The organism is Neorhizobium sp. LjRoot104 (assembly GCF_964253725.1).
In the GTDB taxonomy this organism is placed as follows: Bacteria; Pseudomonadota; Alphaproteobacteria; order Rhizobiales; family Rhizobiaceae; genus Neorhizobium.
Genome location: NZ_CAXURS020000001.1, coordinates 1,912,502 through 1,937,892 on the forward strand (window position 1 = coordinate 1,912,502; position 25,391 = coordinate 1,937,892).

Sequence of the window (25,391 nt, forward strand, 5' to 3'; positions counted from 1 at the left end):
CCTCGGGACAAACCCGGCGATCAGGGAGCAGCCCCATGTTTCTCACCAACCAGGATATCATCGAGCTCACCGCATGGCGGCGCAGGCTGCATGCCATGCCCGAGATATCAGGCGAAGAGATCGCGACGGCCGAAGAGGTGCAAGGCTTTCTCGCCGATACCGGGCCGGACAGGGTTGTGACCGGCCTCGGCGGCACCGGCGTCGCGGTCGTCTATGACAGCGGCTTTCCCGGCCCGACCGTGCTGTTCCGCGCCGAACTGGATGCGCTGCCGATCGAGGAGGTTGGCACGCCGGACCATCGCTCGAAAATCCCCGGCAAGGGCCACATGTGCGGGCACGACGGCCATATGGCCATGCTTGCGGCACTCGGACGGCAGTTCGGACGAGAAAGGCCGAAGCGCGGCCGCGTCATCCTGCTTTTCCAGCCGGCGGAAGAGACGGGCGCTGGCGCTGCGGCGGTCGTCGCCGACGCGAATTTCAGGGAAATGGCGCCGGATTACAGCTTTTCGCTGCACAACATGCCGGGCCTTCCGCTCGGCAATGCCTGGCTGAAGGACGGGATCGTCAACTGCGCCTCGCGCGGCCTGCGGATCTCGCTGGCCGGGCGCACGGCGCATGCCTCCATGCCGGAGACGGGCATTTCGCCGGTCCCGGCGGTCGCAACGCTGATGCCGGCGCTGACCGCTCTCAGCCAGGGCTCGATCGCGACGGGCGACCTCGTACTCGCGACGGTGACGCATGCCTCGATCGGCGAACCCGCATTCGGCATCGCCCCCGGCCATGCCGAGGTATGGGTGACATTGCGCACGATGACCGACAGCCAGATGGAAGCGCTGACGACCCGGGCCGAAAACCTGGTTCGCGAGATCTCCGCCGCCGGCAGTCTGGAATGCGAGATGGATTATCACGACATCTTCGGCCATTGCGAAAACCACGCCGAGGCCGCCGGGATGTTGCGGGTGGCGATGGATGCCGAAGGCGTTCCCCACGATGCCGGCGAGACCATGCGCGGCTCGGAGGATTTCGGCCGCTTCGCAAGCGTCTCGAAGTCGGCGATGTTCTTCCTCGGCGCCGGCGAAAACATGCCGAACCTGCACAATCCGAACTATGATTTCCCCGACGACCTGATCCCGATCGGCACGAGGATTTTTACGCGCGTGGCGAGGGATATTCTGGGCTGAAGTCCTGGTGGTGACGCCTCTCGTCCGGCGTCACGTCATCGGGTCCCGATCAGGCGTCGTTATTGCCGAACAGCTTGGCCATGAAGCCGCCATTGGTGCCGCGGCCGGGGCGCTTGCCATCCCACTTGGGCACGATCACCATGTGGGTGATATCCCCGCGCTGGAAGGCTTTCAGGAACTTGTCGTAATCGGCAAAGGCGACGCAGCCGTGCGAGTCGCCCCGTACCCGCAGCAGGAAGCTGTGGGCGAGCAGACCGGTGCGGCCCTGCGGCGCCTTGCCGTCAACCGGTGTCAGGCGGATCGCGGCAACGCCGTGGAACAGCTTTTCGCGCATCGACAGCCTATAGGTGCCGGGGGGCGTCGGGCCACGCATCGTCACATGCGTAAAGGCCGGGTTGTCGCGCATCTTGCCGATGCCGGAATGCGCTTCGAGCTTCGAGCCGTTCGGCATATAGACCATGCCGCCGGAAATATCGTAGACGGCGACTTTCGTGCCGATGCCGGGCCAGGCTGGCGCGGACTGCGAGGGACGGGTCGGTTCCTCACGCATCGGGTTGTCGGGCTTGGCGAAGGCGAGCGCCGTCGGCTTGTCGTCGCCGTCATCCGCCTTGGCGGGCTTTTGCGGCGCGACAGCGGCGATGGCTGCAAGGGCTGCCGGCTTGGTGGGCTTGTCGGCGGCAGAGCCCGGACGGATCACCGGCAGCGGACCGGCCTTCGGCAGGGCATAGGAAGGCGCCGCGGGAACGGCCTCCTCGACCACCGCGACCTCGCTTTCGTCGGCATCGTCTTCTTCCAGGGCTGTTTCTTCGAGCGCAGCCATTTCGACCGGCTTCATGTCCTTGAGCCCGGCAACAGTGGTGACCGACTGGGCATCCTGGATCATATCCGGCAAGGTGCCGCTGGCGGCGCGGGGCGCCACGACGACGAGGCTTTCCATCGCTGAGCCGAGCACGGCGCGGATGGCATTGGCGTCCGGACGGGCCTTTTCGAGTGCGGCAAACCGCTGCTCGTGTTCCTGATGCCGGGCGGCCTTGGCCATCGCCACGTTGAGCATTTGGCTGACATTCGAAATATCGGGCTTGCGGGCTTCAAGAGCGGCCACCTCGGCGCCAGCCAGGCGCCGGCCCTTCGGATCTGCGGGCGCGCTGCCCGGCAGGCGGGAGAATTTCGAAACGTCGATTTCGCGCTCACGTGTTGCGGCAACGGGAAGAGCGATCGGCTTTGCCAACGCCGTCTCGAACTTTACATCGGAAGCCGACTTCACCGCGGTCGCCATGGTAACTATCGACGCACCCATCAGGGCGGCGACCGTCAGGCCGAAACCGACCGTGACATTGACCAGGAGAGAGCGGGATTTTTTACCGCGCTGCGGAACTTTGCCTGCCTGCCTGCCACTTACCGACGTCTGGACCGAACGCGCCATCACTCGTTACCCGAACCGTTACTCACACCGGCGGGCATCGCTTCCGCGAGACCGCCAACACAACCCTGGCGAGCGCTGAGCAAACGAAGATTTTGCTCACTGCCGCCTATCGACTGCATGTGAGGATGAACGATTATGGTAACCAATGTCTTTACGTCGCCCCGATTTGGTTTCGGTGGTGCACATAAAAGCGCATGCCGTCGGAAGTTTAACCAAATTGCGGCAACGGGGTGTCCGCCCCGCGCGTAATTGAGGCTAGTCAAGCCAACGACCGTTGCTGTTTAGCCACAAAATCTTATTCTTTCAAGGCTTGATACGAATTTTATACCAATTCCCTCCCCGCATGCCGCAGCTCCTCGGGCACATGTTCCGACAGCAGTGCCCTGGCGACGTCCATGACAGCCCGGACCCGAGGTGTATACCGAAGCCGTTCAGAGTGATCAGCCAGATCTCCGCAACAGCCCGCATCCGGAGTTGGAAGCAGGAGACCAGGCCCTCGTCACCGACCGCCGCGAACTCCGAAAACAGCCCGATGGCCAGTCAGCCGCGAATACTCGACAGCGTTGCAGAGACCTAGTTCTGCCGCACCACGATCGCGTTCTCCGGGTCGTTTTCCCGCACCCATAAAACGACCGGATGATCGTTGATATGCGGGTCCATGGAGATCAGCGAATGCCGAGGAAGCTCACCGACCGTTGCACCGCAAAAACATATCGCCCTTGATCCTGCCCTCCACCCTTGGCATCCTCCAGCGATACGGGAACCGGAGGACGACCGATGAAAGCGCTGCTCCTGATCGACATCCAGAACGGTTTTTGTCCGGGCGGCAACCTGCCCGTCGCCCATGGCGATGAAATCGTGCCGATCGCAAACCAACTGATCGAGGGCGGCGGTTATAACGTCATCGTCGCCTCGCAGGACTGGCACCCGGAAAACCACGGTAGTTTTGCCTCCCGGCATCCGGGCAAGAAGCCGTTCGACATGGGCGAGTTATCCGGCCAGAAGCAGGTCATGTGGCCGGATCATTGCGTCCAGGGTACGACGGATGCGGAATTCCATCCTGACCTCAACGTCGAGGCCGTGGACTATATCCAGCAGAAGGGCGAAAACCCTGCGGTCGACAGCTACTCCGCCTTTCGCGACAACGACCAGGCCGCAACAACGGGCCTTGCCGGTTATCTGAGAGCCCAGCAGGTGACCGAACTCGATCTCTGCGGGCTTGCGACCGATTATTGCGTGAAATTCTCCGCTCTGGATGCCGTCGAGATGCTGCCGGGCGTAAAAGTGCGCTTCATCGAGGACGCCAGTCGTGGAATCGATCCGGAAGGCGTGAAGAGCGCCATTGCCGAGATGAGGGACAAAGGCATCGGCATCGTTTCGAGCAAGGACATCCTTGCCGCCTGACCGCCCGAATTGGGGGCCGCACAGCCCAATGGTTCAGCGGAATCGATCGTTCCATCAGCCCAATTGAATTGCGCGAGGTCTCGCAGGGCTCTAAAGCCGGTGCGAAAAGGATTTCGTCAATGAATCGCAGCGAATTCAACCAGGGCCTGAGGGGCGGCCTCATCATCGCCCTGTCCTCGGCGCCTTTCGCGGTACTGTTCGGCGCAGTGGCGAGCGACAACGGCCTCTCGGTCGTGGAAGCGGGCCTGATGAGCGCGACCGTCTACGCCGGCGCCAGCCAGCTCGTCGGCATCGAGCTTTTCGGCCACCACGTGGCTCCGTGGCTGATCGTGCTCTCCGTATTCGCGGTCAATTTCCGCCATATCCTCTATTCGGCGGCGCTGACGCGGTTCATTACCCATTTTACCCCGGTCCAGAAGTTCTTCACCTTCTTCGTGCTCACCGATCCGCAATTTGCCGAAGCGGTCAAGCGAGGCGAAAGCGGCCAGGGCGTCAGCTTCCCCTGGTATATCGGCTTCGGCGCCGCAATCTATTTCCCCTGGCTGTTCTTCAGCGTCGTCGGTGCGTTTTTCGGGCGGATGATGGGCGATCCGCGTGCGCTTGCAATCGACGTTCTGCTGCCGGTCTATTTCCTCGGGCTGGTTATCGGCTTTCGCCGCAAGCCGGGTTTTTATCCGGTAGTGATGGCAAGCGCGCTCGGCTCCGTGCTCGGTTATCATTTTGTCGGCTCGCCCTGGCATGTCAGCATCGGTGCTGCGGTCGGCGTGGTCGCCGCCGCCTTCCTGCCGCTGTCCACCGAGCCCGCGCCGATGACGGCCATCGCCGAGACGGAGAGCTGATATGGCAGACCAGCTCTCGATGGACATGGTTGTTCTCATTCTCGCCGCAGCGGTCGCGACCTTCCTCACCCGCATCGGCGGTTATGTGCTGATCACCCGGATGAAGACGATCCCGCCGCGCATGGAACAGGCACTCAACGCCGTGCCGGCCGCTGTCCTGACCACGCTCGTCGCCCCCGCCTTCTTCAACGGCGGCTGGGACGTCAAGATCGCCATGCTTGCAGCACTCGTCGTCGGCATCCGATATCCGGGCCTGCTGCTGCTCGGCGCCGGCTGGGTGGCAGCGATGCTCTGCCGCCACCTGCTGGGCTTCTGAGTTAGAGAACCTTTAATTCAGGAGAGCGGCTCGGTCGCCTTCACCAGCCAGGCCTTGACGGCTTCGTCGTCGATCAGCGGCAGCAGCTTTTCGCGCACGGCCGCATGGTAGCCGTTGAGCCAGCCGAGTTCCTCCGCCGTCATCAGCGCAGGCAGCACCAGGCGGCGGTCGATCGGGCACCAGGTCAGCGTCTCGAAGGCGAGCATGGGCTGGTCGCCGCCGTCGATCTCTTCCGCCGCCGTCACATAGATGAGGTTTTCGATGCGGATGCCGAAGGAGCCCGGACGGTAATAACCGGGCTCGTTGGACAGGATCATGCCGGGTAGCAGTTCCTGGGTCGCCAGCCGCGAGATGCGCTGCGGCCCCTCGTGCACCGAGAGATACGAGCCGACGCCGTGGCCGGTGCCATGCGCATAGTCGCCGCCGGCCTTCCACAGCGCGATGCGGGCGAGCGGATCGAGATCGCAGCCGCGCGTGCCCTTGGGAAAACGAGCCGTGCTGATGCCGATCATGCCCTTCAGCACCAGGGTGAAGAATCGCTTGTGCTCTTCCGGAACGGCGCCGACTGCGACCGTGCGGGTGATGTCGGTCGTGCCGTTGACGTATTGCGCACCCGAATCGACGAGGAAAAGCTCGCCCGCTTCGAGCTTGCGGTTGGTCTCGGTCGTGACGCGGTAATGGATGACTGCGCCATGTTCGCCCGCACCCGAGATCGTCTCGAAGGAAATGTCCTTCAGCGGGTTCTGCATGTTTTGGCCGACCCGGGCGCGGGTTGCCTCTAGCGCCTTGACCGCGTCGATTTCGGTGATCGTTCCGGGCGCTTGGCTGTCGAGCCAATAGAGATACTCGACCATCGCCGCGCCATCCTGCAGATGAGCCTTTGCCGAGCCTTCGAGTTCCTCGCGGTTCTTGCAGGCACGTGGCAGCTTGGCCGGGTCGGTTCCCTCTACCACCTCGCCGCCGGCGGCCGCGATCGCCTTGGTGAGCGCGAGCGGCGTCAGGTCGGGATCGACCAGCATCTTTGCGCCGTCCGCACAAAAGGCCGCAAGTCGCGAAAGGAACTCGGAAGGCGGACGCTGCACGGCGATCTGGGCGAGATAGGCGGCCTGTTCGATGCCGGTCTTCATCTGGTCGAGGAAGATCTCGGCCTTGCCTTCGGCGGGGATGATGGCGCGCGATAGCGGATAGGGCGTGTGCGGAACGTCGTCGCCGCGTATGTTGAATATCCAGGCGACCGATGTCGGGTCGGCGATGACGACCGCGGCCGCCCCCTTCTCCTTCACCAGCGCGGCGATCGCCGCGATCTTTTCACTCGCCAGAGTGCCGGCGTGCTCCTGCTTCTGAATAGAGACGGCGCCGAGCGGTTCGGCCGGCCGATCGGTCCAGATCACATCGAGCGGATTGGCGTCGAGCAGCACCAGCGAACCGCCGATCCCGGCGAGCGCCTTTTCAAGCCGGCGCACTTCCGCGCCCGCATGCAGCCACGGATCGATGCCGAGCCGGAAACCTTTAGCGCCGTGGCGCGGCAGCCAGACATGCGGCGGTTCGTTGACGAGATCGCCGGCGGTAAAGACCGAGCCGTCCACCTGTTCGGCAAGCTGGGTAACGTAACGTCCATCGACGAAAACGATAGCCTCACGTTGCGTGACCAGCGCCATGCCGGCGGATCCGGTGAAGCCGGTGAGCCAGGACAGGCGTTCGGCGGAAGCCGGCACGTATTCGCCCTGATATTCGTCGGCACGGGGGACGAGAAAACCGTCGATGCCGAGGTCGGCGAATTTCGTCCTGAGCGCACTGACGCGATCACGGCCGAACTGCGGGGCGGACTTCACTTCGAAGGACTGGAACATGGGGTTGTTTTCCGGGCTGCCTGATTCCGAGAGGTTGAAACCATGTTAGCCGATCTTCGACAGACATTGCCAGCCGAGCCGCGCCAGCCGAGCCGCGTGAGCGGCGATTGTGCATCTGCTCAACAGGTGTGGCGCAGATCTGATCGTCCTATGCAGCGCACGCATACCACCAATGAGAGAAGCCCTCTCACTGTGCAGTGCAGCAATAGCTATATTCACATCATCGAACGGGCGCCAAACAAGGCCCGTTTCAAAAGGATCGTTTCCATGGCCAACTCTTTCTTCCGCAATGCCTTCAACCGGGTGGTCGAAGCTCGCGAGCGTCAGGTTGCCCGTTATATCAACGGCGCTTTGCTGAGCCTCGACGATGCAACGCTGAAGGACCTCGGCACCAGCCGCGAAGAACTGCGCCGCAAGGGCGCTCAAAGCTACGTATTCTGATTTTACGGCTGGCGCGGGATCTCCTCCCTCACCCGCCCCGGCTTCCAGAATACGAGGCCCGCTCGAGCAGATCCTCCCTCACGCTCGCGGGTTCGATCAGTCTCAAACTGATCGCAAGGCGGCGCCAACGGTGCCGCCTTTTTGCTGTCTTGGCATCAGCAACCATGCGCGGAATTCAATGCTGCAATGCGAAAAATCACTCGTGGCGCAGATGGATCGTCACCCAGCCGTTGCGCCAGATAGTGCGGACATGCGCGAGATGGACGCCCCTATAGGCGGCCAGCACCTTCCAGCGCTGTCCTGCGAGGATGCCGGACAGGATGACCGACCCGCCCGGGGCTAGATGTGCCGCCAGCTGTGGAGCCATCTTCATCAGCGGCCGCGCAAGAATGTTGGCGATGATCAGATCGAACGGCCCTTCGCGACCGAACGCCGGAGAATGAAATCCAGGCGCGGTTTCCAGACGGATGCCCGTCGCGATACCGTTGCGGCGGACATTCTCCCTGGCCACCCGCACAGCAACCGGATCGATGTCGGTAGCGAGCACCGGAATGTTGCGCAGCTTGCGCACGGCGATCGCCAGTACACCGCTCCCGGTCCCGAGATCGAGCGCATTGCGGACCGTCCTTGTGCCCATCACGTCCTCGATCACTTCGAGGCAGCCGGCAGTCGTGCCATGGTGGCCGGTGCCGAAGGCCTGGCCCGCATCGATCTCGATGGCGATATCGTTGACTTTCACCTTGTCGCGGTCATGCGAGCCGTGGACGATGAACCGCCCGGCCCTCACCGGTTTCAACCCCTCCAGCGACTTGGCGATCCAGTCGATATCCGGAATGACTTCCCTTTGAATTTCCAAGGCGGGAAAGGCTTGGGCAAGGCCCTCGGCGATACGCTCGCGCACCGCCTCTTCGTCCTCGGTCATCATGTAGACGGAGGCTTCCCAGATGTCTTTCTTTTCATCGACTTCGGTGGTGGCGATGGCGAAATCCTCCTCGCCGAAGACCTCCGACAGGATATCGAGGATCTCGGTCGCACCTTTTTCGGTGGACGTGACGTAAAGGCGGATTTCGCTCAAGGAAACGGTCTCTCAGCTATTGATCTGTGGCGGAGAGGATTGCCACAGAAGCCGTGTCGGCTTCAACGCCAAACGTATCAGCCCTTGATCAGATTTTCGAGCTTCTTGACCGCGACGTCGGGGTTTTCGCCGTAGGCAATGGTGCCGGCGAAGCGCCCGCCATTGTCGAGCAGGAATACCGAAGCCGTATGATCCATCGTGTAATCGCCGTTCGGATCCTTCTCGTCGACCGGCACTTTCTTGAAATAGACCTTGAAGCCCTTGGCCATCTCCTGGACCTTGGCCGGCGGGCCGGAAATGCCCTTCACCCGGTCGGTGACATTGGAGACATACTGGCCGAGCAGTTCAGGGCTGTCGCGTTCCGGATCGATGCTGACGAAATATCCGTTGAGCTTGGTGCCGTCCGGATCGACCTTGTGCAGCCAGCCGTTAAGCTCGAACAGCGTCGTCGGGCAGACTTCCGGGCAATGGGTGAAACCGAAGAACAGCGCCGTCGGCTTGTCCTGAAACGCCTTCTCGGTGATCGGCTGGCCGTTTTGGGCGACGAGCTGGAACGGGACGCCGAAGGGACCTTCGGCAAGCTGCTGTTTCGAACGCGTGAACGTCATCGTGAGGGTGACCAGCACGCCCGCCAATGCAACGACGGCGATCCACAGAACGATTCGAAAGCTCTTCATCGGTATCTCTTCAGCTCAGGCCTGGTTGACGGAGCGATAGACCCGAGCCGGCGGACACGCAATTCAAGAAGTCGTTTTCGAAAGACATCGCGCTGATTTGTCTCAACGATACGGCAGCGGTCAGAAACACCAGGAAAGACCGTTTTCACCGAGCGTCAGCAGAATGGAAGAGCCGAACCGAAGCCAGCCATAAAAGGCGACGCCGCCAAGCCCGAGCAAAAGCAGGCCTACGGCGGTGATCAGCGGCAGGGGGGAACCCTCGACAGTGCGATCCATGGCGCTCAATCTACAACCTTTTCCGGCTTTCCGAAAGGTCGGCACAACCTCGAAACAAGCTTAGCGTAAGATTAATACCTGTCTGAGATCTTATAAAGGCGAAGATGGTTCACGAATCGTTGCGGCAAGATGGAAGTGAGGATGCGGACGCATCGCACTGAGGGCCGCGATACCGCCAGGACCACCAAAGACATGACGTCGCCGATATCGGCTCGCTCCCTGTTTCCATCTCTATCCGAAAGTCTGCCGGACCCGTCCGGCATCGGGAGGAATTTCAACGGCATGACGGCAAAATCCATTCGCAAGACACTCTCGGTCAATCACCGACTATGGACCCTGGCAGGATCCGCCTTTGCCGGGATCGGCGCCATGCTGCTTGTCGGCTGGTACGAGGGGCGGCAGGTCGAAGGCGCGCTGCAGCGCGCCACCGAGGTCCGGGAGCACGTGGATACCGTCAACGGCATGCGCATCGCCAACCTGGAACTCGTTCTGGCGGCGATGGACACGATCGTTGACCGCGACGACAAACGCGTCGATCCTGCCCGGCTGAAGGCGATGGCGGACTCGATCGACAAGCTGAAAACTTCCTCGGGCGATCTGAAGAAACTCGCGGCCGAAACTGGCAATCCGGGCCTCGTGTCGAGTTTTGAGACGGATCTCGCGGCTGTTTCGACGGCGATCCAGGTCGATCTCAGAAAAATGGTCGAAACGGGCGCGCCCGATGACGCCTATGACAGGATCGACGACGTCATCGACGGTGCCGGCGAACGGGTCGGCACAACGCTCGAGACAGCGGCTGTCGCGGGCGAGAAGCTTGTCAGCAACCGCGTCCACGAGGCAAACACGCTTTCCTCGAACGCGCTTTATGTGCAGCTCGGCTGCGGCTTGATCGCACTGGTCGCCATGGCGATACTGCAGAGCGTTCACGGCGGCGCCATCCGGCGCGGCATCGACGGGGTTCGCGCCAGCATGCAGCGGATCATCGGCGGCGACTACAGGACCCCCGTGCCCGGTATCGACCGTGGCGACGAGATCGGCGAGATGGCGCGCGCCACCGACATCTTCCGGCTTGCAGCAGTCGAGCGCCAGACCCTGGAGACCAGCCTGGAGGACGAGCGCCGCCGGAACGAAACCCAACGGCAGGCAAGCGAGTCGGAACAGAAGGCCGAAGCCCAGGCGCTCCACTTTGCCGTCGATTCACTGGCCGGCGCACTCAACCGTCTTTCCGAAGGCGACCTCGCGGCCGCCCTGGACCGCCCCTTCCGGGGCGATCTCGAGCGCCTGCGCACCGACTTCAACCGGGTCGTCGAACGCCTGCGCCATATCATGACCGAGGTCGCGAACAGTTCCAGCTCCATCGGCGCCAACGCCAACCAGATGCGCTCCGCCGCCGACGACCTCGCCAAGCGGACCGAGAAACAGGCGGCCTCGCTCGAGGAAACATCGGCAGCCCTTGAAGAAATCACCTCGACCGTGCGCAACGCCACCAGCCGCGCCGAAGAGGCGACCCAGATGGTGAGCGACGCCAAGGACTACACCGAACAGTCCTCCGGCGTGGTTCGCGATGCCACGGCCGCCATGGGGCGGATCGAGGACGCGACCGCCGAAATCGGCAAGATCATCAACGTCATCGACGAAATCGCCTTCCAGACCAATCTTCTGGCACTCAACGCCGGGGTCGAGGCGGCCCGCGCGGGTGAGGCCGGCAAGGGTTTTGCCGTCGTCGCCCAGGAAGTGCGCGAACTCGCCGGGCGCGCCGCTGGTGCCGCCAAGGATATCAAAGCCCTGGTCACCCGCTCGAACCACGAGGTCAAGACCGGCGTAGACCTGGTGAAGGCGACGGGCGATGCCCTGACCCGGATCGGTGACGACGTGCTGAAAATCAACGATCACGTTCACGCGATTTTCACTTCTGCGCGCGAACAATCGACCGGACTAACCGAGATCAATATCGCGATCGGCCAGATGGACCAAGCAACGCAACAGAATGCCGCAATGGTGGAGCAGAGCACTGCCGCCAGCCATTCGCTGGCAAGCGACGCCGAAAACCTCAACCAGTTGATCAGCCATTTCCAGATCCGTGGAGGCAATGGCCCGCGCGCCGTCGAGGCAGCAGGCGCTTCCACGCCACCCAAACCATCGCCCGCACTCAACTTGATGAACAAGCTCGCGGGAGCCTTCAGCAATAGCCCCACCTCCGCCAAGCCGAAGGCCGTGGGATCCTCAGACAAATGGGAAGAGTTCTGACATGAGCAATGCCATCAAGCAGTCCGGCGCCTACCTTGAAATCGTCTCCTTCCATCTCGGAGACCAGGAATTCTGCATCGACATCATGGCGATCCGCGAAATCCGCGGCTGGGCGCCGGTGACGCCGATGCCGCACACGCCGCCTTACGTGCTCGGCCTGATCAACCTGCGCGGCGCGGTGATCCCGGTCATCGACATGGCCTGCCGTCTCGGCATGAAGATGACCGAACCGTCGGAACGCTCGGCGATCATCGTCACCGACATCGCCGGCAAGCTGGTCGGCCTTTTGGTCGAGCAGGTTTCCGACATGATGACCATTCGTGGGGAAGACCTGCAGCCGGCCCCGGAAATCATCCCGGAAGCCCAGCGCGCCTTCTGCCGCGGCATCGTCGCGCTCGAAAAGACCATGGTCTGCTTCCTGAACCTCGACACCGTCATTGCCGACGAACTCGCGCGCGAAGCCGCGTAAATTACGGCGCAAAAAAGTCCGAAACTATGTCCGGATCTCCCGTCACACGCAGATGTGACGGGAGATTAACTTATTGTAATTATTGCATATTTGTAATGTTCAAAGACGGAACCGGAACCTACCTTGCGAGTTCTCCTGCCGCAAACGCCCAACCGGACCGCTTCAAAAGCTCTTCGGCTGGTTACCCAAGATAGGAGAACGACCATGAACAAGGCTTTTGCTCTCGCAGTCCTGATGTCCGCCGCCACGGTGGGAACCGCCTATGCCCGCGATATGGGCATGACGGCAAAACCCGCCGGCGACGTCGCGATCGTCTTTACCAACCCTGAACTCGACGATAGCGCCAAGCGGCTTGACGTTCCGGACACCCTCATCCATCCGGATCAGGCCACCATCCAGAAGGCCCAGAACGAGGTGAAGACCGATCGCGCGTTGCGCGCCGATCTTCTGAGCCAGAATGTCGAACTCAACAACGTCGTGGCGATCGACACCGCCGCCGACGGCAGCCGGACCGTCTACGTCCGCTGATTCGCCACCGCCCTCCTGGCGCTTCGAAACCGGGCTCGTTCGCCGAGCCCGGTTTCGTCGTTTTGTCGGCTGTACCGTTGACCTCGACTACACCGCATGACTGTATTCGCCGTAAGGATGCAGCATGGTTTGCATCTTCACGCCTTGGGAGGAGCGCGCTTGAGCGACAGAGTTGACGTCATCGTGGTGGGTGCCGGCCTTTCGGGCCTCGTCGCCGCGACCGAACTTGCAGATGCTGGCCGCTCCGTCGTCATCCTCGATCAGGAACCGGAACAGAATCTTGGGGGACAGGCATTCTGGTCGCTCGGCGGGCTGTTCCTCATCGATTCCCCCGAGCAGCGGCGGATGGGCATCCGTGATTCGCTCGATCTCGCCTGGCAGGACTGGCTGGGCACCGCCGGTTTCGACCGCGAGGAGGACCACTGGCCGCGGCTGTGGGCGCAAGCCTATGTCGCCTTCGCGGCCGGCGAGAAGCGCGCCTGGCTCAGGCAGATGGGCCACCGCATCTTTCCGATTGTCGGCTGGGCGGAACGCGGCGGCGGCTCGGCGACGTCCCACGGCAATTCCGTACCGCGATTCCACACCACCTGGGGCACCGGCCCCGGCGTCGTCGAACCGTTCGAGCGACGGGCGCGCGAGGCGGAGAAAAGCGGCAGGATACGTTTTCTCTGGCGGCACCGCGTCGACAGTCTGGTGAAGACCGGCAGGGCTGTGGCAGGGGTCGCCGGCACGGTCCTTGCGGCAAGCACGGCGCTGCGCGGCGAGGAAACCTCCAGGACACCGGCCGGCGACTTCGAGCTCAATGCGCCGATCGTCATCGTCGCTTCCGGCGGCATCGGCGGCAACCAGGATCTCGTGCGGCAGATGTGGCCGGCAAGGCTCGGGCGACCGCCGGCCTTCATGGTCTCGGGCGTGCCGAAGCACGTGGACGGACGGATGATCGGCATCACCCGGACAGCCGGTGGGCAGGTGATCAATCGCGACCGCATGTGGCACTATACCGAGGGCCTGCGGAACTGGAACCCGATCTGGCAAAACCATGGCATCCGCATCCTGCCAGGCCCCTCCTCGCTGTGGTTCGACGCAACCGGCAAACGCCTGCCCGCCCCCTTCTATCCCGGCTACGATACGCTCGGCACGCTGCAGCACCTCATGGCGACGGGCTACGACTACAGCTGGTTCGTGCTGAACCAGAGCATCATCCGCAAGGAATTTGCGCTCTCCGGCTCGGAGCAGAACCCCGATCTCACCGGGCGCGACTGGAAGCTGACGGCGAGGCGCGCAATCGGCAGGAAGGCGGCGGGGCCGGTCGAGGCCTTCAAGGAACATGGCGAGGATTTCGTGATCGCCGACAGCCTTGCCGAGCTGGTAGCCGGCATGAACCGGCTTGCGGGGAGCAATCTTCTGGAGATCGGAGAAATCGAGCGCGAAATATTGGCCCGCGACGGCCAGGTGGCCAATCCCTTTGCCAAGGACGCGCAGATCATGGGCATCCACAATGCCCGCCGCTCGCTCGGAGAAAAATTGGTGCGGACCGCAAAACCGCACCGCATCCTCGATCCGGCACATGGACCGCTGATCGCGGTAAGGCTGAATATCCTGACGCGCAAGACACTGGGCGGGATCGAGACCGACCTCTCGGCCCGCGTCCTCGGAGAGAACGGCGAAGCCATCCCCGGGCTCTATGCCGTCGGCGAGGCCGCCGGTTTCGGCGGCGGCGGCATGCACGGCTACCGGGCGCTCGAAGGAACCTTCCTCGGCGGCTGCCTGTTTTCCGGCCGCAATGCCGGCCGGGCGGCGGCGGCCGCCCTCGGCTGAACCCGCTTACGGCTTGGGCTTGCCGTTCTTCCAGGCGACGTTCTGGTTATAGAGCGGGATGGTCGAGATCGCCATCTTGGCGGAGCCGTCCACCACCTGCCGCGAGTGAGCGAGGTAGATCAGCGTGTCGTTCGCCTTGTCGTAGATGCGCTTGACGAGCAGGTCCTTCCAGATCAGCGAGCGGCCCTGCCGGAACACCTCCTCGCCGGCCTTGCCAAGGTCGATCTCGCCGATCTCGATCGGGCCGGTCTGGCGGCAGGCGATGGAGTTGTTGGACGGGTCCTCGAACCAGTTGCCGTTCTTCAGCCGGTCGATGATGCCGCGCTCGAAATAGGTCACGTGGCAGGTGACGCCCTTCACCTGCGGATCGGCGACCGCCTCGACGATGATGTCGTTGCCGATCCAGTCGACGCCGACTTCACCGACCACCTGAGCGGAGACGGGCGCGGCAAGCGCACCCAGCGAGAGAGCGACTGCAGATGCAAGGCAGGCAAAGCGGTTGATGGGCTGTTTCATGGGGGCGCGGCTCCGGTAAACGATCCGTGATCTGAGATAAGGATTGCCGGAGCGGAAACAAGCAGGGCCGGCAAAGTCCCCTATTTCAGCCGGCAGGTGCAGGGCTGATAGCCGCCGGAAAACAGCCGTCCGACCTTCATGCCGATCATTGCCGGAATATCACGGACATGCGGCGCGGCGAGCGATTTGGCGATTGCGATCGTCGCGCGCGCGCAGACCGCGGCGTCTTCTGCCGCGTTGTGATGGGCGAACCGGAGACCGAGATGCTGGGCAAGGACGTTGAGCTTGTGCGAGCCGAGATGCGGCCAGACCTTCTGCGACATCTTCACGCTGCAGAGATAGGAGAGTTCCGGATAGCTCTGCCGGTAGGCATCGAGGCAGGCCCGCCAGACGCTGAAATCGAAGGCGGCGTTGTGAGCGATCATCGTCGCGCCGCGAAAATCGTCGGCAAACTCGTCCATCACCTCGGGAAACTCGCCGGCATCTTCGACATGTTCCGGTCGGATGCCGTGGATCGCCACGTTGAAGGAGGAAAACCGCATGTCCTTTGGCCGGATCAGGCGTTCCTCCACCCGCACGACCTCGTCGCCCTCCAGCCATGCAAGCCCGACCGAACAGGCGCTGCCGCGCTGCTCGTTGGCGGTTTCGAAATCGATGGCGATGGTTTTCAAGGGCGGGTTCCGGGTGAATGTCGCAGAACTTCTACAGGTGGGACTTCGATTCGGCAAAGGCGGCCAGTGCTGTAACCCCTCTTGACGCCTTGGCGCATGTTTGAGACCTTGACCGCCATGATCCGTTTCGCCGCCCACATGCATCTTACCGTGACCATTCACCCCGCAGGGTGCGTGGCGGTTTTGGCGCGTTAGCCGGTCATCCGTCCACCAACCCTGCCGCAACATGGCAGGGTCCGGTGTTTCCGCTCTGCCTCGGCAAAAGATCCAGGAGAGCAAGATGAAGATAACCGACGACATCCAGGAAAAACCGCCCCGTCAGGCAAGACTGGAAGGGCTTCAAATTCGTGCCATACGAACAACGGACGCCGAGGCCGTCAACGCCTTGGCCAATATGCCCGGTTTCCGCTACGGAACCCTGCGTCTGCCGCACGCACGACTGGAGGAGACCCGAAAATGGGTCGAGAGCCCGGCCCCTGGAAATATCGCACTGGTGGCCGACTATGAGGGCCAGATCGTCGGCAACGGCGGCATCAATCGGTTTCAGGGCCGGCGAAGCCACGCGGCTGGCATCGGCATGGGCGTACACGACGATTTCGTCGGACGCGGAGTAGGCGGCGCCTTGCTCGGCGAAATGGTACAGGTGGCGGACGACTGGCTGGATATCCGCCGGCTCGAACTGACCGTCTATACCGACAACGAGGCTGCACTGGCGCTCTACCGAAAATTCGGCTTCGAGGTGGATGGCCATTTCAAACAATTCGCCTTCCGCGAAGGACGATATGTCGATGCCTATTCGATGGCGCGGCTTAAGGGCGTGACCGCCCTCACCCGATAAACGCCAGCCATTCGTCTTCGTCCATCACCTGGACGCCGAGTTCCCTCGCCTTGTCGAGCTTGGAGCCGGCGCCCGGGCCGGCGACCACATAGTCGGTTTTCTTGGAGACCGATCCGGCCACCTTGGCGCCAAGACTTTCCGCCCGCGCCTTGGCCTCGTCGCGGGTGAACTTTTCGAGCGAGCCGGTGAACACCACCGTCTTGCCGGCAATCACGCTGTTGCTCGCGGCGATCTGTTCGGCCGCCTGCGGCGTCACCTCTTCGAGAAGCCGGGTGATGACCTCGACGTTGCGCGGTTCCTTGAAGAACTCGACGATGGCCCGCGCCACGATCTCGCCGATGCCCTCGATATTGTTGAGGTCGTCCCAGGCATCGCCGGAAAGCTCGGCCGCATCCTGCATGGCCTTCGCAAACGCCTCGTAGGTACCGTAGGCGCGCGCCAGGAGCTTGGCTGTGGTCTCGCCCACATGGCGGATGCCGAGCGCATAGATGAAGCGATGGAGGGCGATCTCGCGCCGCTCATCGATCGCATCGAAGAGTTTCTTGACGCTGACCTTGCCAAAACCCTCGATATTCTCGAGCTTGGTGAGCGTCGATCCCTCCTGCCGCCTCTTCAGCGTAAAAATATCCGGCGCGGTGCGGATCTTCAGCGCCTCGTCTTCCGCCTCGAAGAAGAAATCGATCTGCTTGGACCCGAGACCTTCGATATCGAAGGCATTGCGCGAGACGAAATGCTTCAAATGCTCGGTCGCCTGCGCCCGGCAGACGAAACCCCCGGTACAGCGGGTGACCGAATCGAGCTTGCCGGTCTTTTCGTTGCGCTCCCGCACCGCATGGCTGCCGCAGACGGGGCATTTCTTCGGGAATTCGTAAGGCACGGCTTCCTGAGGGCGTTTCTCCATCACCACGTCGAGCACCTGCGGGATGACATCCCCTGCCCGCTGGACGATCACGGTGTCGCCGACACGGATATCGTGATCCGGCTCGCGGATCGGTTCGCCGGAATTGCCGAGCCCCTTGATATAGTCCTCGTTGTGCAACGTCGCATTGGTGACGACCACCCCGCCGACCGTCACCGGCGTCAGGCGGGCGACCGGCGTCAGCGCTCCCGTGCGTCCGACCTGGATGTCGATGCGCTCGACATGCGTAAATGCCTGTTCGGCCGGGAATTTATGGGCCGTTGCCCAACGCGGCGAGCGCGAGCGGAAACCGAGCCGCGCCTGCAGGTCGAGCCTATCGACCTTGTAGACGACGCCGTCGATCTCGTAGTCGAGGTCCGGGCGCTTGAGGCCGATCTCGTTGTAGTGGGCGATGATGTCTTCGACCGCATGAAGGCGTTTCATCAGCGGGTTGACGGGAAAACCCCATTCCCTGAATTTCTCGACCATGCCCATCTGGGTATCGGCCGGCATTTCCGACATCTCGCCCCAAGCATAGGCGAAGAATTGCAGGTTGCGGCTGGCGGTGACCTTGGCGTCGAGCTGGCGCAGCGACCCGGCGGCGGTGTTGCGCGGGTTGACATAGGTCTGCTTGCCCTCCGCCGCCATCTTCTCGTTGAGCGCCAGGAAGTCGCTTTTCGTCATATAGACCTCGCCGCGCACCTCGACGACATCGGGCACGCCGGCCGGCAAACGATTGGGGATTTCCTTGATGGTCTTGATGTTTTCGGTGACGTTCTCGCCGGTCGTGCCGTCGCCGCGTGTCGCGGCATTCACCAGCCGGCCGTTCTCGTAGCGGATCGACATGGACAGCCCGTCGATCTTCGGTTCGGCGGTAAAGGCGATCGAACCGTCCGGAAGCTGGCCGAGGAACCGGTAGACGGACGAGACGAAGTCGCGCACGTCTTCGTCGGAAAAGGTATTGTCGAGCGACAGCATCGGCCGCGAATGGGTGATCGCCGCGAAGGTCGGCAGGGGAGCGGCACCCACCCGGATCGACGGGCTGTCGGCGCGGACCAACCGCGGAAACCGCTTCTCGATCGCATCGTTGCGCCGCTTCAGCGCATCGTAATCCGCATCCGAAATCCGCGGCGCGTCCTGACCGTGATAGAGCTCGTCATTGCGGGCGATCTCGGCCGCCAGATAGGCGAGCTCGGCTGCGGCCTGTTCTTCGCTCAGGTTTTCGACAGGCGTCTGTTCGGCGGGCATGCGGATCTACTCCTCGGGTAGCGAGGAGTCGTTTTGTAGCGCAAATTTCCCCAAGGGGAAGAGGATCACCCATCGCAAGGCGTCAAGAAGCATGGAAGACCGGTGATGCTATTGAAGTCATCACCGGCTGATGATATTGAAGTCATCATGGCAAACGCAAAACTCCTGTTGAAAAGACGGCAGGAACGCACGTCGCGATCGTTCGTGGATCTCTCCGTTTTCGAAGTACCCGTTCCGCTCAAGGGCAGCTCACACAATTACAAATATCGGTTGGCTTATGTCGTCGATGAGGTGTGCGTCCTGCGGTACGACAACGAGGCGGGAAAAGGAGACCACAAGCATATCGGCCTCGTCGAGGCGCCCTACTCGTTTCGGGACGTATCGACGTTGTTGCGGGATTTCTTCGCAGAAGTCGAAAGGATGGAAGACGATGAAAACTCTTAGAATCAATATTGCTTCACAAGACGATATCATCGCCGATTTCGAGGCCGGCCGGCATCTCGGGGAACCGATTTACAGCTTTCCGACATGGGAGGCTTTGCATTCTGCCCTGACCCCCAATAGGGTCGCGATTTTGGCCGCCATGAAAGACAAGGGTGGCATGACGATGCGGGAAGTGTCTCGGCTCGTAAAGCGCGACTTCCGCCCCGTTCACGCAGACATAACGGCACTCGTAAAGATCGGCCTCCTCGATAGAGCTGAAGACGGCGTCATCTTTCCCTATGCCGACGTGCACATCGATATTCCGGATATCTCGAAAGCGGCCTAGCCTCTGCAGCCACTCATTTTCCTGTTGAAGGCAAGGGCAAGTCGTTGCCCCGGCGGGCGTTCAATCCGCTTAACCGCCGCCAGCCAGCAGCCGCTTGGCCGCCGCCCTCGCCTCGTCCGTAACGGAGGCGCCGGCCAGCATGCGGGCGATCTCTTCGGTGCGGTGTTCCGGCTCCATGGTGGCGACGCGGGTGGCGATCTTGTCGGTGCCCGAGCCGGCCGGGCCCTTGGAGATCAGCAAGTGGGTCGCGGCACGCGCGGCCACCTGCGGCGCGTGGGTGACGGAGAGCACCTGCACCTTGTCCGACAGCCGTTTCAGCCGCTGGCCGATTGCGTCCGCCACAGCGCCGCCGACGCCGGTATCGATTTCGTCGAAGACCAGCGTCGGAGCCGAACCTCGGTCGGCGAGCGCCACCTTGAGCGCCAAGAGGAAACGCGACAGCTCGCCGCCCGAAGCAACCTTCATGATCGGGCCGGGACGCGTGCCGGGATTGGTCTGGACGTGGAACTCGACGGTATCGATGCCTTCGGCGCTTGCCGCTTCCGGATCGCTCGCCACATCCACCATGAAACGGGCGCGCTCGAGCTTCAGCGCCGGCAGCTCGGCCATCACGGCCTCGGCCAGCGCCTCGGCGCCATGCCGGCGCTTCCCGGACAGGGTGACGGCGGCCTCATCGTAGGCGGCCTTCGCGGCGGCAGTCAGTTTTTCCAGCTCGCCCAGCTTCTCCTCGCCGGCATCGAGATCGGCAAGGTCCGATATCATCTTTTCCGCCAGCGCTGGCAGGTCTGAGACCGGGATCGAATATTTCCGGCCGGCCGCCCTGAGCGCAAACAACCGTTCCTCCACCCGCTCCAGTTCGCGCGGATCGAACTCGGTGCGCCTGAGCGCCGCCTCGACTTCCATCTGCGCATTGGAAAGATAGTTGAGCGCCTGGTCCAGAAGTTCGACCGTCTCTTCGAGCAGGCCCGGCGCTTCGTGGCTCTTGCGCTCCAGCCGCCGCACCATCGAGGCGATCAGCGGCACGGGGGATGCGTTGCCGTTGAGGAATTCGGAGGCCTCGGAAATGTCGCCGGCGATCCGTTCGGACTTCTGCATCCGCGAGCGCTGCTCGGCAAGCTCGTCCTCTTCGCCATCGCGCGGCGAAAGCGCTTCCAGTTCTTCGACCGAGGCGCGGATATAATCGGCCTCGCGGGCGGCGGCTTCCACCTTGGCGCGATGGGTCTTGAAGGCACGCTCGGCATCCCGCCAGGAGCGGTAGAGGGTGGACAGCTGCAACGCCTCGTCGCCGAGGCCGGTGAAGGCGTCAAGCAGCGTGCGGTGCGCGTCCGTGTCGATCAGAGCCCGGTCGTCGTGCTGGCCGTGGATCTCGACGAGCAGCTGGCCTGCCTGGCGCATCAGCTGCACGCTGACCGGCTGGTCGTTGATCGACGCGCGGGTGCGCCCGTCGGCCGACTGGACGCGGCGGAAAATCAGGTCGCCATCGTCATCGATGCCGTTGTCGCGAAGAAGTTTTCGCGCGCCATGGCTGCCGGATACGTCGAAGACGGCGGTCACCTGGCCCTTGTCCTCGCCATGACGCACCAGGCCGCCGTCACCGCGACCGCCGAGCGCCAGCGAAAGACTGTCGAGCAGGATCGATTTGCCCGCACCGGTTTCGCCGGTCAGCACCGAAAGGCCGGTCTCGAAGGCAAGATCCAGCCGCTCGATCAGAACGATATCGCGGATCGACAACTGGATCAGCATGTCTTGAGACCTTAAGCGCCGATCAGCTTGGCCCCGGCGCGGGAAATCCACGAGCCGCTATTCTCGCGGGGTTCGACGCCATTGCCCTTCAATAGCTTGAAGGAATCGGCATACCACTGGCTGTCGGGATAGTTGCGCCCGAGGACGGCGGCAGCGGTCTGCGCCTCTTCGGTAATGCCCATCGCATAATAGGCTTCGGTCAGGCGCGCCAGCGCCTCTTCCACCTGATTGGTGTTCGGGTACTGCTCGACCACGTTTCGGAAGCGCTGGATCGCGGCAAGATATTCCTTGCGCTCCAGATAGTAGCGGCCGATCTGCATTTCCTTGCCGGCGAGCTGGTCGCGCGCAAAGCGGATCTTGGCCTGCGCATCCTCGACATATTCCGAGCTCGGATAATTGGTCACGACCTTGTTCATCGCATCGATGGTGCGCACGGCGGCGCGCTGGTCCTGGGTCACGTCGGCGATCTGCTTGGAATAGGCGAGACCAACGAGATACTGGACATAGGCCGAATCCTGCGATTGCGGATACTGGCTCATGTAACGGTTGCCGGTGGCGACCGCCTCGTCGTTGCGGCCGAGCCGGTACTTGGTGAAGGTGCTCATCACGAGCGCCTTACGGCCCCATTCGGTGAACGGATTCTGGCGGTCGATCGCATCGAACTTGCGGCCCGCCTCGGCAAGGTTGCCTGCCTTCATGTTGGCGAGACCCTGGTTGTAGAGCGTCTCCGGCGCGTCCGTTTCCAGACCGAGCTTGGTGATGTCGATATCGGGATCCGATTGGCAGGCGGTCATGCCAAAGCCGGCGCCGGCCAGCACCAGCGACACAAGCGCTACTCTTGCCGTCTTACGCATTCCAACAGACCTTACATGGTTCATTCGACAGTTCCTGATCGTCCCGCGCCTGAGAAGCCCGCTGCCCAGAGAGGCCGTTCTAGCCATAAAAGCAAAGGGAGAGCAACGCAATGCTGTGGCATTAATGCATTTTTGTGGCACGCCGCCGCAATACGGCATTTCAAGGTTAAATCCGGAACCGGTCTCACAAAAAGAAAAAGGCCGCTTCCGGAGAAGCGGCCGAGTCGACTGGGTCAACTTTATCAGGCAAACCAGGACGCCAGCTCCGGCACATTGACCGGCACGAACTCCCTTGCCCGAACTCGCGCGGCGCGCGACGACGGAGCCTCGACGACCTCATAAGCCGTCGGATCGCTCATCAGCGCCTTCAGCGCATTGGCATTCATCTTGTGGCCGCCGCGATAGGAACGGTAGCAACCGATGAACTGCGCGCCGGCAAGCGCCAGGTCGCCGACGGCGTCGAGCGTCTTGTGACGGACGAATTCATCCTTGTAACGAAGGCCCTCGACATTGACGATCGAGTCGTCGTCGGAAATGACGACCGAATTTTCGAGCGAGGAACCGAGTGCGTAACCGGCAGCCCAGAGACGTTCCACGTCGCGCATGAAACCGAAGGTGCGGGCGCGGGAAAGTTCCTGCTTGAAGGTCTCGGGCGTCAGGTCGCCCTTCCAGCTCTGGCGGCCGATCAGCGGCGAAGCGAAATCGATCTCGACTTCGAAACGCGTGCCGTCATAGGGGCGGAACTCCGACCAGGAAGCACCGCTATCGATGCGCACCGGCTTCAGCACGCGGATGTAGCGGCGCTTGATGCCGAGATCGACGATGCCGACCTGCTCGATCGCTTCGATGAAGGGAAAAGAGCTGCCGTCCATGATCGGCATCTCGCCGCTGTCGACTTCGACCATGACATTGTCGACGCCGAGCGCGTAGAGCGCGGCCATCACATGTTCGATCGTCGCGACGGAGCGGGAAAGCGAGGTGCCGAGAACGGTGCAGAGATCGGTATTGCCGACCTGGGAGGAGACGGCGCGATATTCGACCGAGCTTCCGTCGTCCAGAAGACGCGTGAAGATCACGCCGGTGCCGGCTTCGGCAGGCTGGAAAGTGAGGCTGACGGGGGCTCCGGAATGAACACCAATCCCCTTCAGGGTTACCGGGGAGGCGATGGTGGTCTGGAAACCGAACAGTCCGATGGTCATTCCTGCTGCCTTCTTTTCGCCGGATCCGTAAACGAAAAGGATCCGATATTCTTGAGCGCCTTCGGACCGATCGCGTGAATCGGTCGTCTCTGTTGGCGTGTCCTAGCGTCTTTCATACGCAGCCGTTTGGCACAATCCAAATCACTGTTCATTTCGGATTGTTACGTTGTTAACTCTGCGTCTTGATTGATAAAACGACCGAAGGCCCGGATGCGTGATCCGGGCCTTCTTCACATTTAATGACCGTCTTTATCAGTTCGCCAGATCAGTTGGATTGGCGGCGCAGGAAGGCCGGAATTTCGAGCTGGTCTTCCTCGTGATGAGCCTGCGGAACCGCACGTCCATGGTCGTCGAGATTGCCCCGGCGCGGTGCGTAGAGGCTTGCTTCCGCCGACAGCGGACGACGCTGCTGCGGGGCCGGAGCAGGTGCCGCCGGCTCGACGTGGGCGGGCTCTTCCTCTTCCCTGCGGCCGAGCGAATTGGTGATCCGCTTCAGGAGGCCCATCGGGCCGCGCTCTTCCTGCACGTGGCTCACCGGCTGGGCGCGGCGATCCATTTCGGCCTTCACGACCGGCGGGAAATCCTCGACCTTCGGCATGCGAACCGGCTCGACCACCTGCGACATCGAAGGTGCGATCGGCTCGCGGTAGACCGGCTGCGGCGGGCGTGGAGCCGGCTGGCTCATGACCGGGGCAGGCTGCGGCTGCACGTGATGATGAACCGGAGCAGGCGCCGGACGGCTCATGACCGGTGCGGCAGCTTCGGCCGGAGCAGCACCGAAGATGCGGCTCTGCGGACGGAACTCCTCCTGCTGCTGCATGACCGGCTGCGGCGCGACCGGCTGAGGTGCCGGTGCCGCATACTGCTGCTGCGGTTCTGCAATCGCCAGTTCGCGTTCCATCTCGGCTTCCGCCATGCGGATCGTCTCGGCGATCGGGTCGATGACCGGCTTCGGAGCCGGTGCTGCCTGCATGACCGGAGCCGGCTGAGCGGCAACCGGAGCCGGAGCGATGGCCGCCGACGGGCGGATGATCGGCTTTGCAGCGGCGCGCATCTCGGCGGCACGGATATCGACGGCGCCGGCGGCACGATCGATGCCGGTCGCCACGACCGACACGCGGATCAGGCCTTCGAGGGCTTCGTCGAAGGTCGCGCCGAGGATGATGTTGGCGTCCGGATCGACTTCCTCGCGGATGCGGGTCGCGGCTTCGTCGACTTCGAACAGCGTCAGGTCGCGACCGCCGGTGATCGAGATGAGGAGGCCCTGGGCACCCTTCATCGAGGTTTCGTCGAGCAGCGGGTTGGCGATCGCGGCTTCAGCGGCCTGCATGGCGCGGCCCGGGCCGGATGCCTCGCCGGTACCCATCATCGCGCGACCCATCTCGCGCATCACCGAGCGGACGTCGGCGAAGTCGAGGTTGATCAGGCCTTCCTTGACCATCAGGTCCGTGATGCAGGCGACGCCCGAATAGAGAACCTGGTCGGCCATCGCGAACGCGTCGGCGAAGGTCGTCTTGTCGTTGGCGATGCGGAAGAGGTTCTGGTTCGGAATTACGATCAGCGTATCGACCGACTTCTGCAGTTCCTGGATGCCCGATTCGGCAAGGCGCATGCGGCGCTGGCCTTCGAAATGGAACGGCTTGGTGACGACGCCGACGGTCAGGATGCCCTTCGAGCGGGCGGCCTGCGCGACGACCGGCGCTGCACCCGTACCGGTGCCGCCGCCCATGCCGGCGGTGACGAAGCACATGTGCGTGCCGTGCAGGTGATCGACGATCTCGTCGAGGCATTCTTCCGCGGCGGCGCGGCCGACTTCCGGCTGCGAACCGGCGCCAAGACCCTCGGTGACCCTGGCACCCATCTGGATGATGCGCTCGGCCTTGGTCATGGTCAGCGCCTGGGCATCGGTATTGGCGACGACGAAATCGACGCCTTCGAGGCCCGCGGTGATCATGTTGTTGACGGCGTTACCGCCGCCGCCACCGACGCCGAACACGGTAATCCGCGGCTTCAATTCGGTGATATCAGGCTTCTGCAGCTTGATGGTCATTGCACCAGTTCCTTCTTTTGCTGGCCGCATCGCCGCCGGCCAATTCATTGCAACTCTTCTC

At 62.7% G+C, this 25,391-nt stretch carries 24 protein-coding genes; 12 read left to right on the top strand and 12 right to left on the bottom strand.

The window, feature by feature from the left end; genetic code table 11:
- The first annotated feature begins 35 nt into the window (after window positions 1-35).
- On the top strand, window positions 36-1,181 hold the full coding sequence (locus ACSQ8R_RS09710) for an amidohydrolase (RefSeq protein ID WP_436253149.1): 1,146 nt from the start codon (window positions 36-38) through the stop codon (window positions 1,179-1,181).
- Between the two features lie 49 nt (window positions 1,182-1,230).
- Here the strand turns inward: ACSQ8R_RS09710 and ACSQ8R_RS09715 are convergent, their stop codons facing one another.
- Window positions 1,231-2,604: a DUF2778 domain-containing protein gene (locus ACSQ8R_RS09715; protein WP_436253150.1), complete on the bottom strand. Its 1,374-nt coding sequence runs from the start codon at window positions 2,602-2,604 to the stop codon at window positions 1,231-1,233.
- Between the two features lie 777 nt (window positions 2,605-3,381).
- Between ACSQ8R_RS09715 and pncA the strand changes: the two genes are divergently transcribed.
- The 3 genes from pncA to ACSQ8R_RS09730 all read left to right on the top strand — a co-directional run bounded on the left by pncA (window position 3,382) and on the right by ACSQ8R_RS09730 (window position 5,163).
- On the top strand, window positions 3,382-4,008 hold the full coding sequence (gene pncA, locus ACSQ8R_RS09720; RefSeq protein WP_436253151.1) for a bifunctional nicotinamidase/pyrazinamidase: 627 nt from the start codon (window positions 3,382-3,384) through the stop codon (window positions 4,006-4,008).
- Between the two features lie 119 nt (window positions 4,009-4,127).
- Complete coding sequence (locus ACSQ8R_RS09725; RefSeq protein ID WP_436253152.1) at window positions 4,128-4,847, top strand: AzlC family ABC transporter permease; 720 nt, start codon at window positions 4,128-4,130, stop codon at window positions 4,845-4,847.
- A gap of 1 nt (window position 4,848) precedes the next feature.
- On the top strand, window positions 4,849-5,163 hold the full coding sequence (locus tag ACSQ8R_RS09730; RefSeq protein ID WP_436253153.1) for an AzlD family protein: 315 nt from the start codon (window positions 4,849-4,851) through the stop codon (window positions 5,161-5,163).
- A 17-nt stretch (window positions 5,164-5,180) separates the two neighbouring features.
- Here the strand turns inward: ACSQ8R_RS09730 and ACSQ8R_RS09735 are convergent, their stop codons facing one another.
- Window positions 5,181-7,013 carry an aminopeptidase P family protein gene (locus tag ACSQ8R_RS09735; RefSeq protein WP_436253154.1) on the bottom strand — a complete coding sequence of 611 codons (1,833 nt, stop codon included), beginning with the start codon at window positions 7,011-7,013 and terminating at the stop codon, window positions 5,181-5,183.
- Window positions 7,014-7,055: 42 nt separating this feature from the next.
- Here ACSQ8R_RS09735 and ACSQ8R_RS09740 point away from each other — a divergent pair, with 42 nt between their 5' ends.
- Entirely contained in the window at window positions 7,056-7,454 is a 399-nt protein-coding gene (locus tag ACSQ8R_RS09740; protein ID WP_436255546.1) for a hypothetical protein, read from the top strand.
- A 196-nt stretch (window positions 7,455-7,650) separates the two neighbouring features.
- Here ACSQ8R_RS09740 and ACSQ8R_RS09745 read toward each other — a convergent pair whose 3' ends face one another.
- The 3 genes from ACSQ8R_RS09745 to ACSQ8R_RS09755 all read right to left on the bottom strand — a co-directional run bounded on the left by ACSQ8R_RS09745 (window position 7,651) and on the right by ACSQ8R_RS09755 (window position 9,482).
- The gene (locus ACSQ8R_RS09745; protein WP_436253155.1) at window positions 7,651-8,529 is read right to left on the bottom strand and encodes a 50S ribosomal protein L11 methyltransferase; all 879 of its coding nucleotides are present in this window, start codon (window positions 8,527-8,529) and stop codon (window positions 7,651-7,653) included.
- Window positions 8,530-8,606: 77 nt separating this feature from the next.
- On the bottom strand, window positions 8,607-9,206 hold the full coding sequence (locus ACSQ8R_RS09750) for an SCO family protein (RefSeq protein WP_436253156.1): 600 nt from the start codon (window positions 9,204-9,206) through the stop codon (window positions 8,607-8,609).
- A 120-nt stretch (window positions 9,207-9,326) separates the two neighbouring features.
- Window positions 9,327-9,482: a hypothetical protein gene (locus tag ACSQ8R_RS09755; RefSeq protein ID WP_436253157.1), complete on the bottom strand. Its 156-nt coding sequence runs from the start codon at window positions 9,480-9,482 to the stop codon at window positions 9,327-9,329.
- Between the two features lie 282 nt (window positions 9,483-9,764).
- Here ACSQ8R_RS09755 and ACSQ8R_RS09760 point away from each other — a divergent pair, with 282 nt between their 5' ends.
- The 4 genes from ACSQ8R_RS09760 to ACSQ8R_RS09775 all read left to right on the top strand — a co-directional run bounded on the left by ACSQ8R_RS09760 (window position 9,765) and on the right by ACSQ8R_RS09775 (window position 14,544).
- Window positions 9,765-11,729, top strand: a complete 1,965-nt coding sequence (locus tag ACSQ8R_RS09760; protein ID WP_436253158.1) for a methyl-accepting chemotaxis protein — start codon at window positions 9,765-9,767, stop codon at window positions 11,727-11,729.
- Window position 11,730: 1 nt separating this feature from the next.
- A complete protein-coding gene (locus ACSQ8R_RS09765) occupies window positions 11,731-12,198 on the top strand; it encodes a chemotaxis protein CheW (RefSeq protein WP_046607492.1) in 468 nt (155 codons plus the stop codon).
- A gap of 204 nt (window positions 12,199-12,402) precedes the next feature.
- Window positions 12,403-12,726 carry a hypothetical protein gene (locus tag ACSQ8R_RS09770; protein WP_046633548.1) on the top strand — a complete coding sequence of 108 codons (324 nt, stop codon included), beginning with the start codon at window positions 12,403-12,405 and terminating at the stop codon, window positions 12,724-12,726.
- A 159-nt stretch (window positions 12,727-12,885) separates the two neighbouring features.
- A complete protein-coding gene (locus tag ACSQ8R_RS09775; RefSeq protein WP_436253159.1) occupies window positions 12,886-14,544 on the top strand; it encodes an FAD-binding dehydrogenase in 1,659 nt (552 codons plus the stop codon).
- Between the two features lie 6 nt (window positions 14,545-14,550).
- On the opposite strand, the gene ACSQ8R_RS09780 is transcribed toward ACSQ8R_RS09775, so the two are convergent.
- Window positions 14,551-15,060, bottom strand: coding sequence for a CreA family protein (locus tag ACSQ8R_RS09780; RefSeq protein WP_436253160.1), 510 nt, complete (start codon window positions 15,058-15,060; stop codon window positions 14,551-14,553).
- An 80-nt stretch (window positions 15,061-15,140) separates the two neighbouring features.
- The gene (locus ACSQ8R_RS09785; protein ID WP_436253161.1) at window positions 15,141-15,731 is read right to left on the bottom strand and encodes a 3'-5' exonuclease; all 591 of its coding nucleotides are present in this window, start codon (window positions 15,729-15,731) and stop codon (window positions 15,141-15,143) included.
- A gap of 286 nt (window positions 15,732-16,017) precedes the next feature.
- Between ACSQ8R_RS09785 and ACSQ8R_RS09790 the strand changes: the two genes are divergently transcribed.
- Window positions 16,018-16,569, top strand: a complete 552-nt coding sequence (locus ACSQ8R_RS09790; protein ID WP_436255430.1) for a GNAT family N-acetyltransferase — start codon at window positions 16,018-16,020, stop codon at window positions 16,567-16,569.
- On the opposite strand, the gene ligA is transcribed toward ACSQ8R_RS09790, so the two are convergent.
- Window positions 16,559-18,715, bottom strand: a complete 2,157-nt coding sequence (gene ligA / locus ACSQ8R_RS09795) for an NAD-dependent DNA ligase LigA (RefSeq protein WP_436253162.1) — start codon at window positions 18,713-18,715, stop codon at window positions 16,559-16,561. The genes ACSQ8R_RS09790 and ligA overlap by 11 nt on opposite strands.
- Before the next feature lie 105 nt (window positions 18,716-18,820).
- On the opposite strand from ligA, the gene ACSQ8R_RS09800 reads away from it, so the two are divergent.
- A complete protein-coding gene (locus ACSQ8R_RS09800; protein WP_436253163.1) occupies window positions 18,821-19,159 on the top strand; it encodes a toxin-antitoxin system TumE family protein in 339 nt (112 codons plus the stop codon).
- Window positions 19,146-19,484, top strand: coding sequence for an HVO_A0114 family putative DNA-binding protein (locus ACSQ8R_RS09805; RefSeq protein ID WP_436253164.1), 339 nt, complete (start codon window positions 19,146-19,148; stop codon window positions 19,482-19,484). Before ACSQ8R_RS09800 ends, ACSQ8R_RS09805 begins: the two co-directional genes overlap by 14 nt.
- Before the next feature lie 69 nt (window positions 19,485-19,553).
- On the opposite strand, the gene recN is transcribed toward ACSQ8R_RS09805, so the two are convergent.
- The 4 genes from recN to ftsZ all read right to left on the bottom strand — a co-directional run bounded on the left by recN (window position 19,554) and on the right by ftsZ (window position 25,330).
- A complete protein-coding gene (recN, locus tag ACSQ8R_RS09810) occupies window positions 19,554-21,227 on the bottom strand; it encodes a DNA repair protein RecN (protein ID WP_436253165.1) in 1,674 nt (557 codons plus the stop codon).
- A gap of 11 nt (window positions 21,228-21,238) precedes the next feature.
- Window positions 21,239-22,081 carry an outer membrane protein assembly factor BamD gene (locus tag ACSQ8R_RS09815; RefSeq protein ID WP_436253166.1) on the bottom strand — a complete coding sequence of 281 codons (843 nt, stop codon included), beginning with the start codon at window positions 22,079-22,081 and terminating at the stop codon, window positions 21,239-21,241.
- A gap of 242 nt (window positions 22,082-22,323) precedes the next feature.
- Window positions 22,324-23,280, bottom strand: coding sequence for a UDP-3-O-acyl-N-acetylglucosamine deacetylase (gene lpxC / locus ACSQ8R_RS09820; RefSeq protein ID WP_436253167.1), 957 nt, complete (start codon window positions 23,278-23,280; stop codon window positions 22,324-22,326).
- Between the two features lie 265 nt (window positions 23,281-23,545).
- On the bottom strand, window positions 23,546-25,330 hold the full coding sequence (ftsZ, locus tag ACSQ8R_RS09825) for a cell division protein FtsZ (RefSeq protein ID WP_436253168.1): 1,785 nt from the start codon (window positions 25,328-25,330) through the stop codon (window positions 23,546-23,548).
- Window positions 25,331-25,391 lie beyond the last annotated feature (61 nt).

What these genes read in the sequence shown, in the direction of transcription:
- ACSQ8R_RS09710 (WP_436253149.1), top strand. Translation starts at nt 36, where the DNA reads ATGTTTCTCACCAACCAGGATATCATCGAGCTCACCGCATGGCGGCGC.
- ACSQ8R_RS09715 (WP_436253150.1), bottom strand. Translation starts at nt 2,604, where the DNA reads ATGGCGCGTTCGGTCCAGACGTCGGTAAGTGGCAGGCAGGCAGGCAAA.
- pncA (WP_436253151.1), top strand. Translation starts at nt 3,382, where the DNA reads ATGAAAGCGCTGCTCCTGATCGACATCCAGAACGGTTTTTGTCCGGGC.
- ACSQ8R_RS09725 (WP_436253152.1), top strand. Translation starts at nt 4,128, where the DNA reads ATGAATCGCAGCGAATTCAACCAGGGCCTGAGGGGCGGCCTCATCATC.
- ACSQ8R_RS09730 (WP_436253153.1), top strand. Translation starts at nt 4,849, where the DNA reads ATGGCAGACCAGCTCTCGATGGACATGGTTGTTCTCATTCTCGCCGCA.
- ACSQ8R_RS09735 (WP_436253154.1), bottom strand. Translation starts at nt 7,013, where the DNA reads ATGTTCCAGTCCTTCGAAGTGAAGTCCGCCCCGCAGTTCGGCCGTGAT.
- ACSQ8R_RS09740 (WP_436255546.1), top strand. Translation starts at nt 7,056, where the DNA reads ATGTTAGCCGATCTTCGACAGACATTGCCAGCCGAGCCGCGCCAGCCG.
- ACSQ8R_RS09750 (WP_436253156.1), bottom strand. Translation starts at nt 9,206, where the DNA reads ATGAAGAGCTTTCGAATCGTTCTGTGGATCGCCGTCGTTGCATTGGCG.
- ACSQ8R_RS09755 (WP_436253157.1), bottom strand. Translation starts at nt 9,482, where the DNA reads ATGGATCGCACTGTCGAGGGTTCCCCCCTGCCGCTGATCACCGCCGTA.
- ACSQ8R_RS09760 (WP_436253158.1), top strand. Translation starts at nt 9,765, where the DNA reads ATGACGGCAAAATCCATTCGCAAGACACTCTCGGTCAATCACCGACTA.
- ACSQ8R_RS09765 (WP_046607492.1), top strand. Translation starts at nt 11,731, where the DNA reads ATGAGCAATGCCATCAAGCAGTCCGGCGCCTACCTTGAAATCGTCTCC.
- ACSQ8R_RS09770 (WP_046633548.1), top strand. Translation starts at nt 12,403, where the DNA reads ATGAACAAGGCTTTTGCTCTCGCAGTCCTGATGTCCGCCGCCACGGTG.
- ACSQ8R_RS09780 (WP_436253160.1), bottom strand. Translation starts at nt 15,060, where the DNA reads ATGAAACAGCCCATCAACCGCTTTGCCTGCCTTGCATCTGCAGTCGCT.
- ligA (WP_436253162.1), bottom strand. Translation starts at nt 18,715, where the DNA reads ATGCCCGCCGAACAGACGCCTGTCGAAAACCTGAGCGAAGAACAGGCC.
- ACSQ8R_RS09800 (WP_436253163.1), top strand. Translation starts at nt 18,821, where the DNA reads ATGCTATTGAAGTCATCACCGGCTGATGATATTGAAGTCATCATGGCA.
- ACSQ8R_RS09805 (WP_436253164.1), top strand. Translation starts at nt 19,146, where the DNA reads ATGAAAACTCTTAGAATCAATATTGCTTCACAAGACGATATCATCGCC.
- recN (WP_436253165.1), bottom strand. Translation starts at nt 21,227, where the DNA reads ATGCTGATCCAGTTGTCGATCCGCGATATCGTTCTGATCGAGCGGCTG.
- ACSQ8R_RS09815 (WP_436253166.1), bottom strand. Translation starts at nt 22,081, where the DNA reads ATGCGTAAGACGGCAAGAGTAGCGCTTGTGTCGCTGGTGCTGGCCGGC.
- lpxC (WP_436253167.1), bottom strand. Translation starts at nt 23,280, where the DNA reads ATGACCATCGGACTGTTCGGTTTCCAGACCACCATCGCCTCCCCGGTA.
- ftsZ (WP_436253168.1), bottom strand. Translation starts at nt 25,330, where the DNA reads ATGACCATCAAGCTGCAGAAGCCTGATATCACCGAATTGAAGCCGCGG.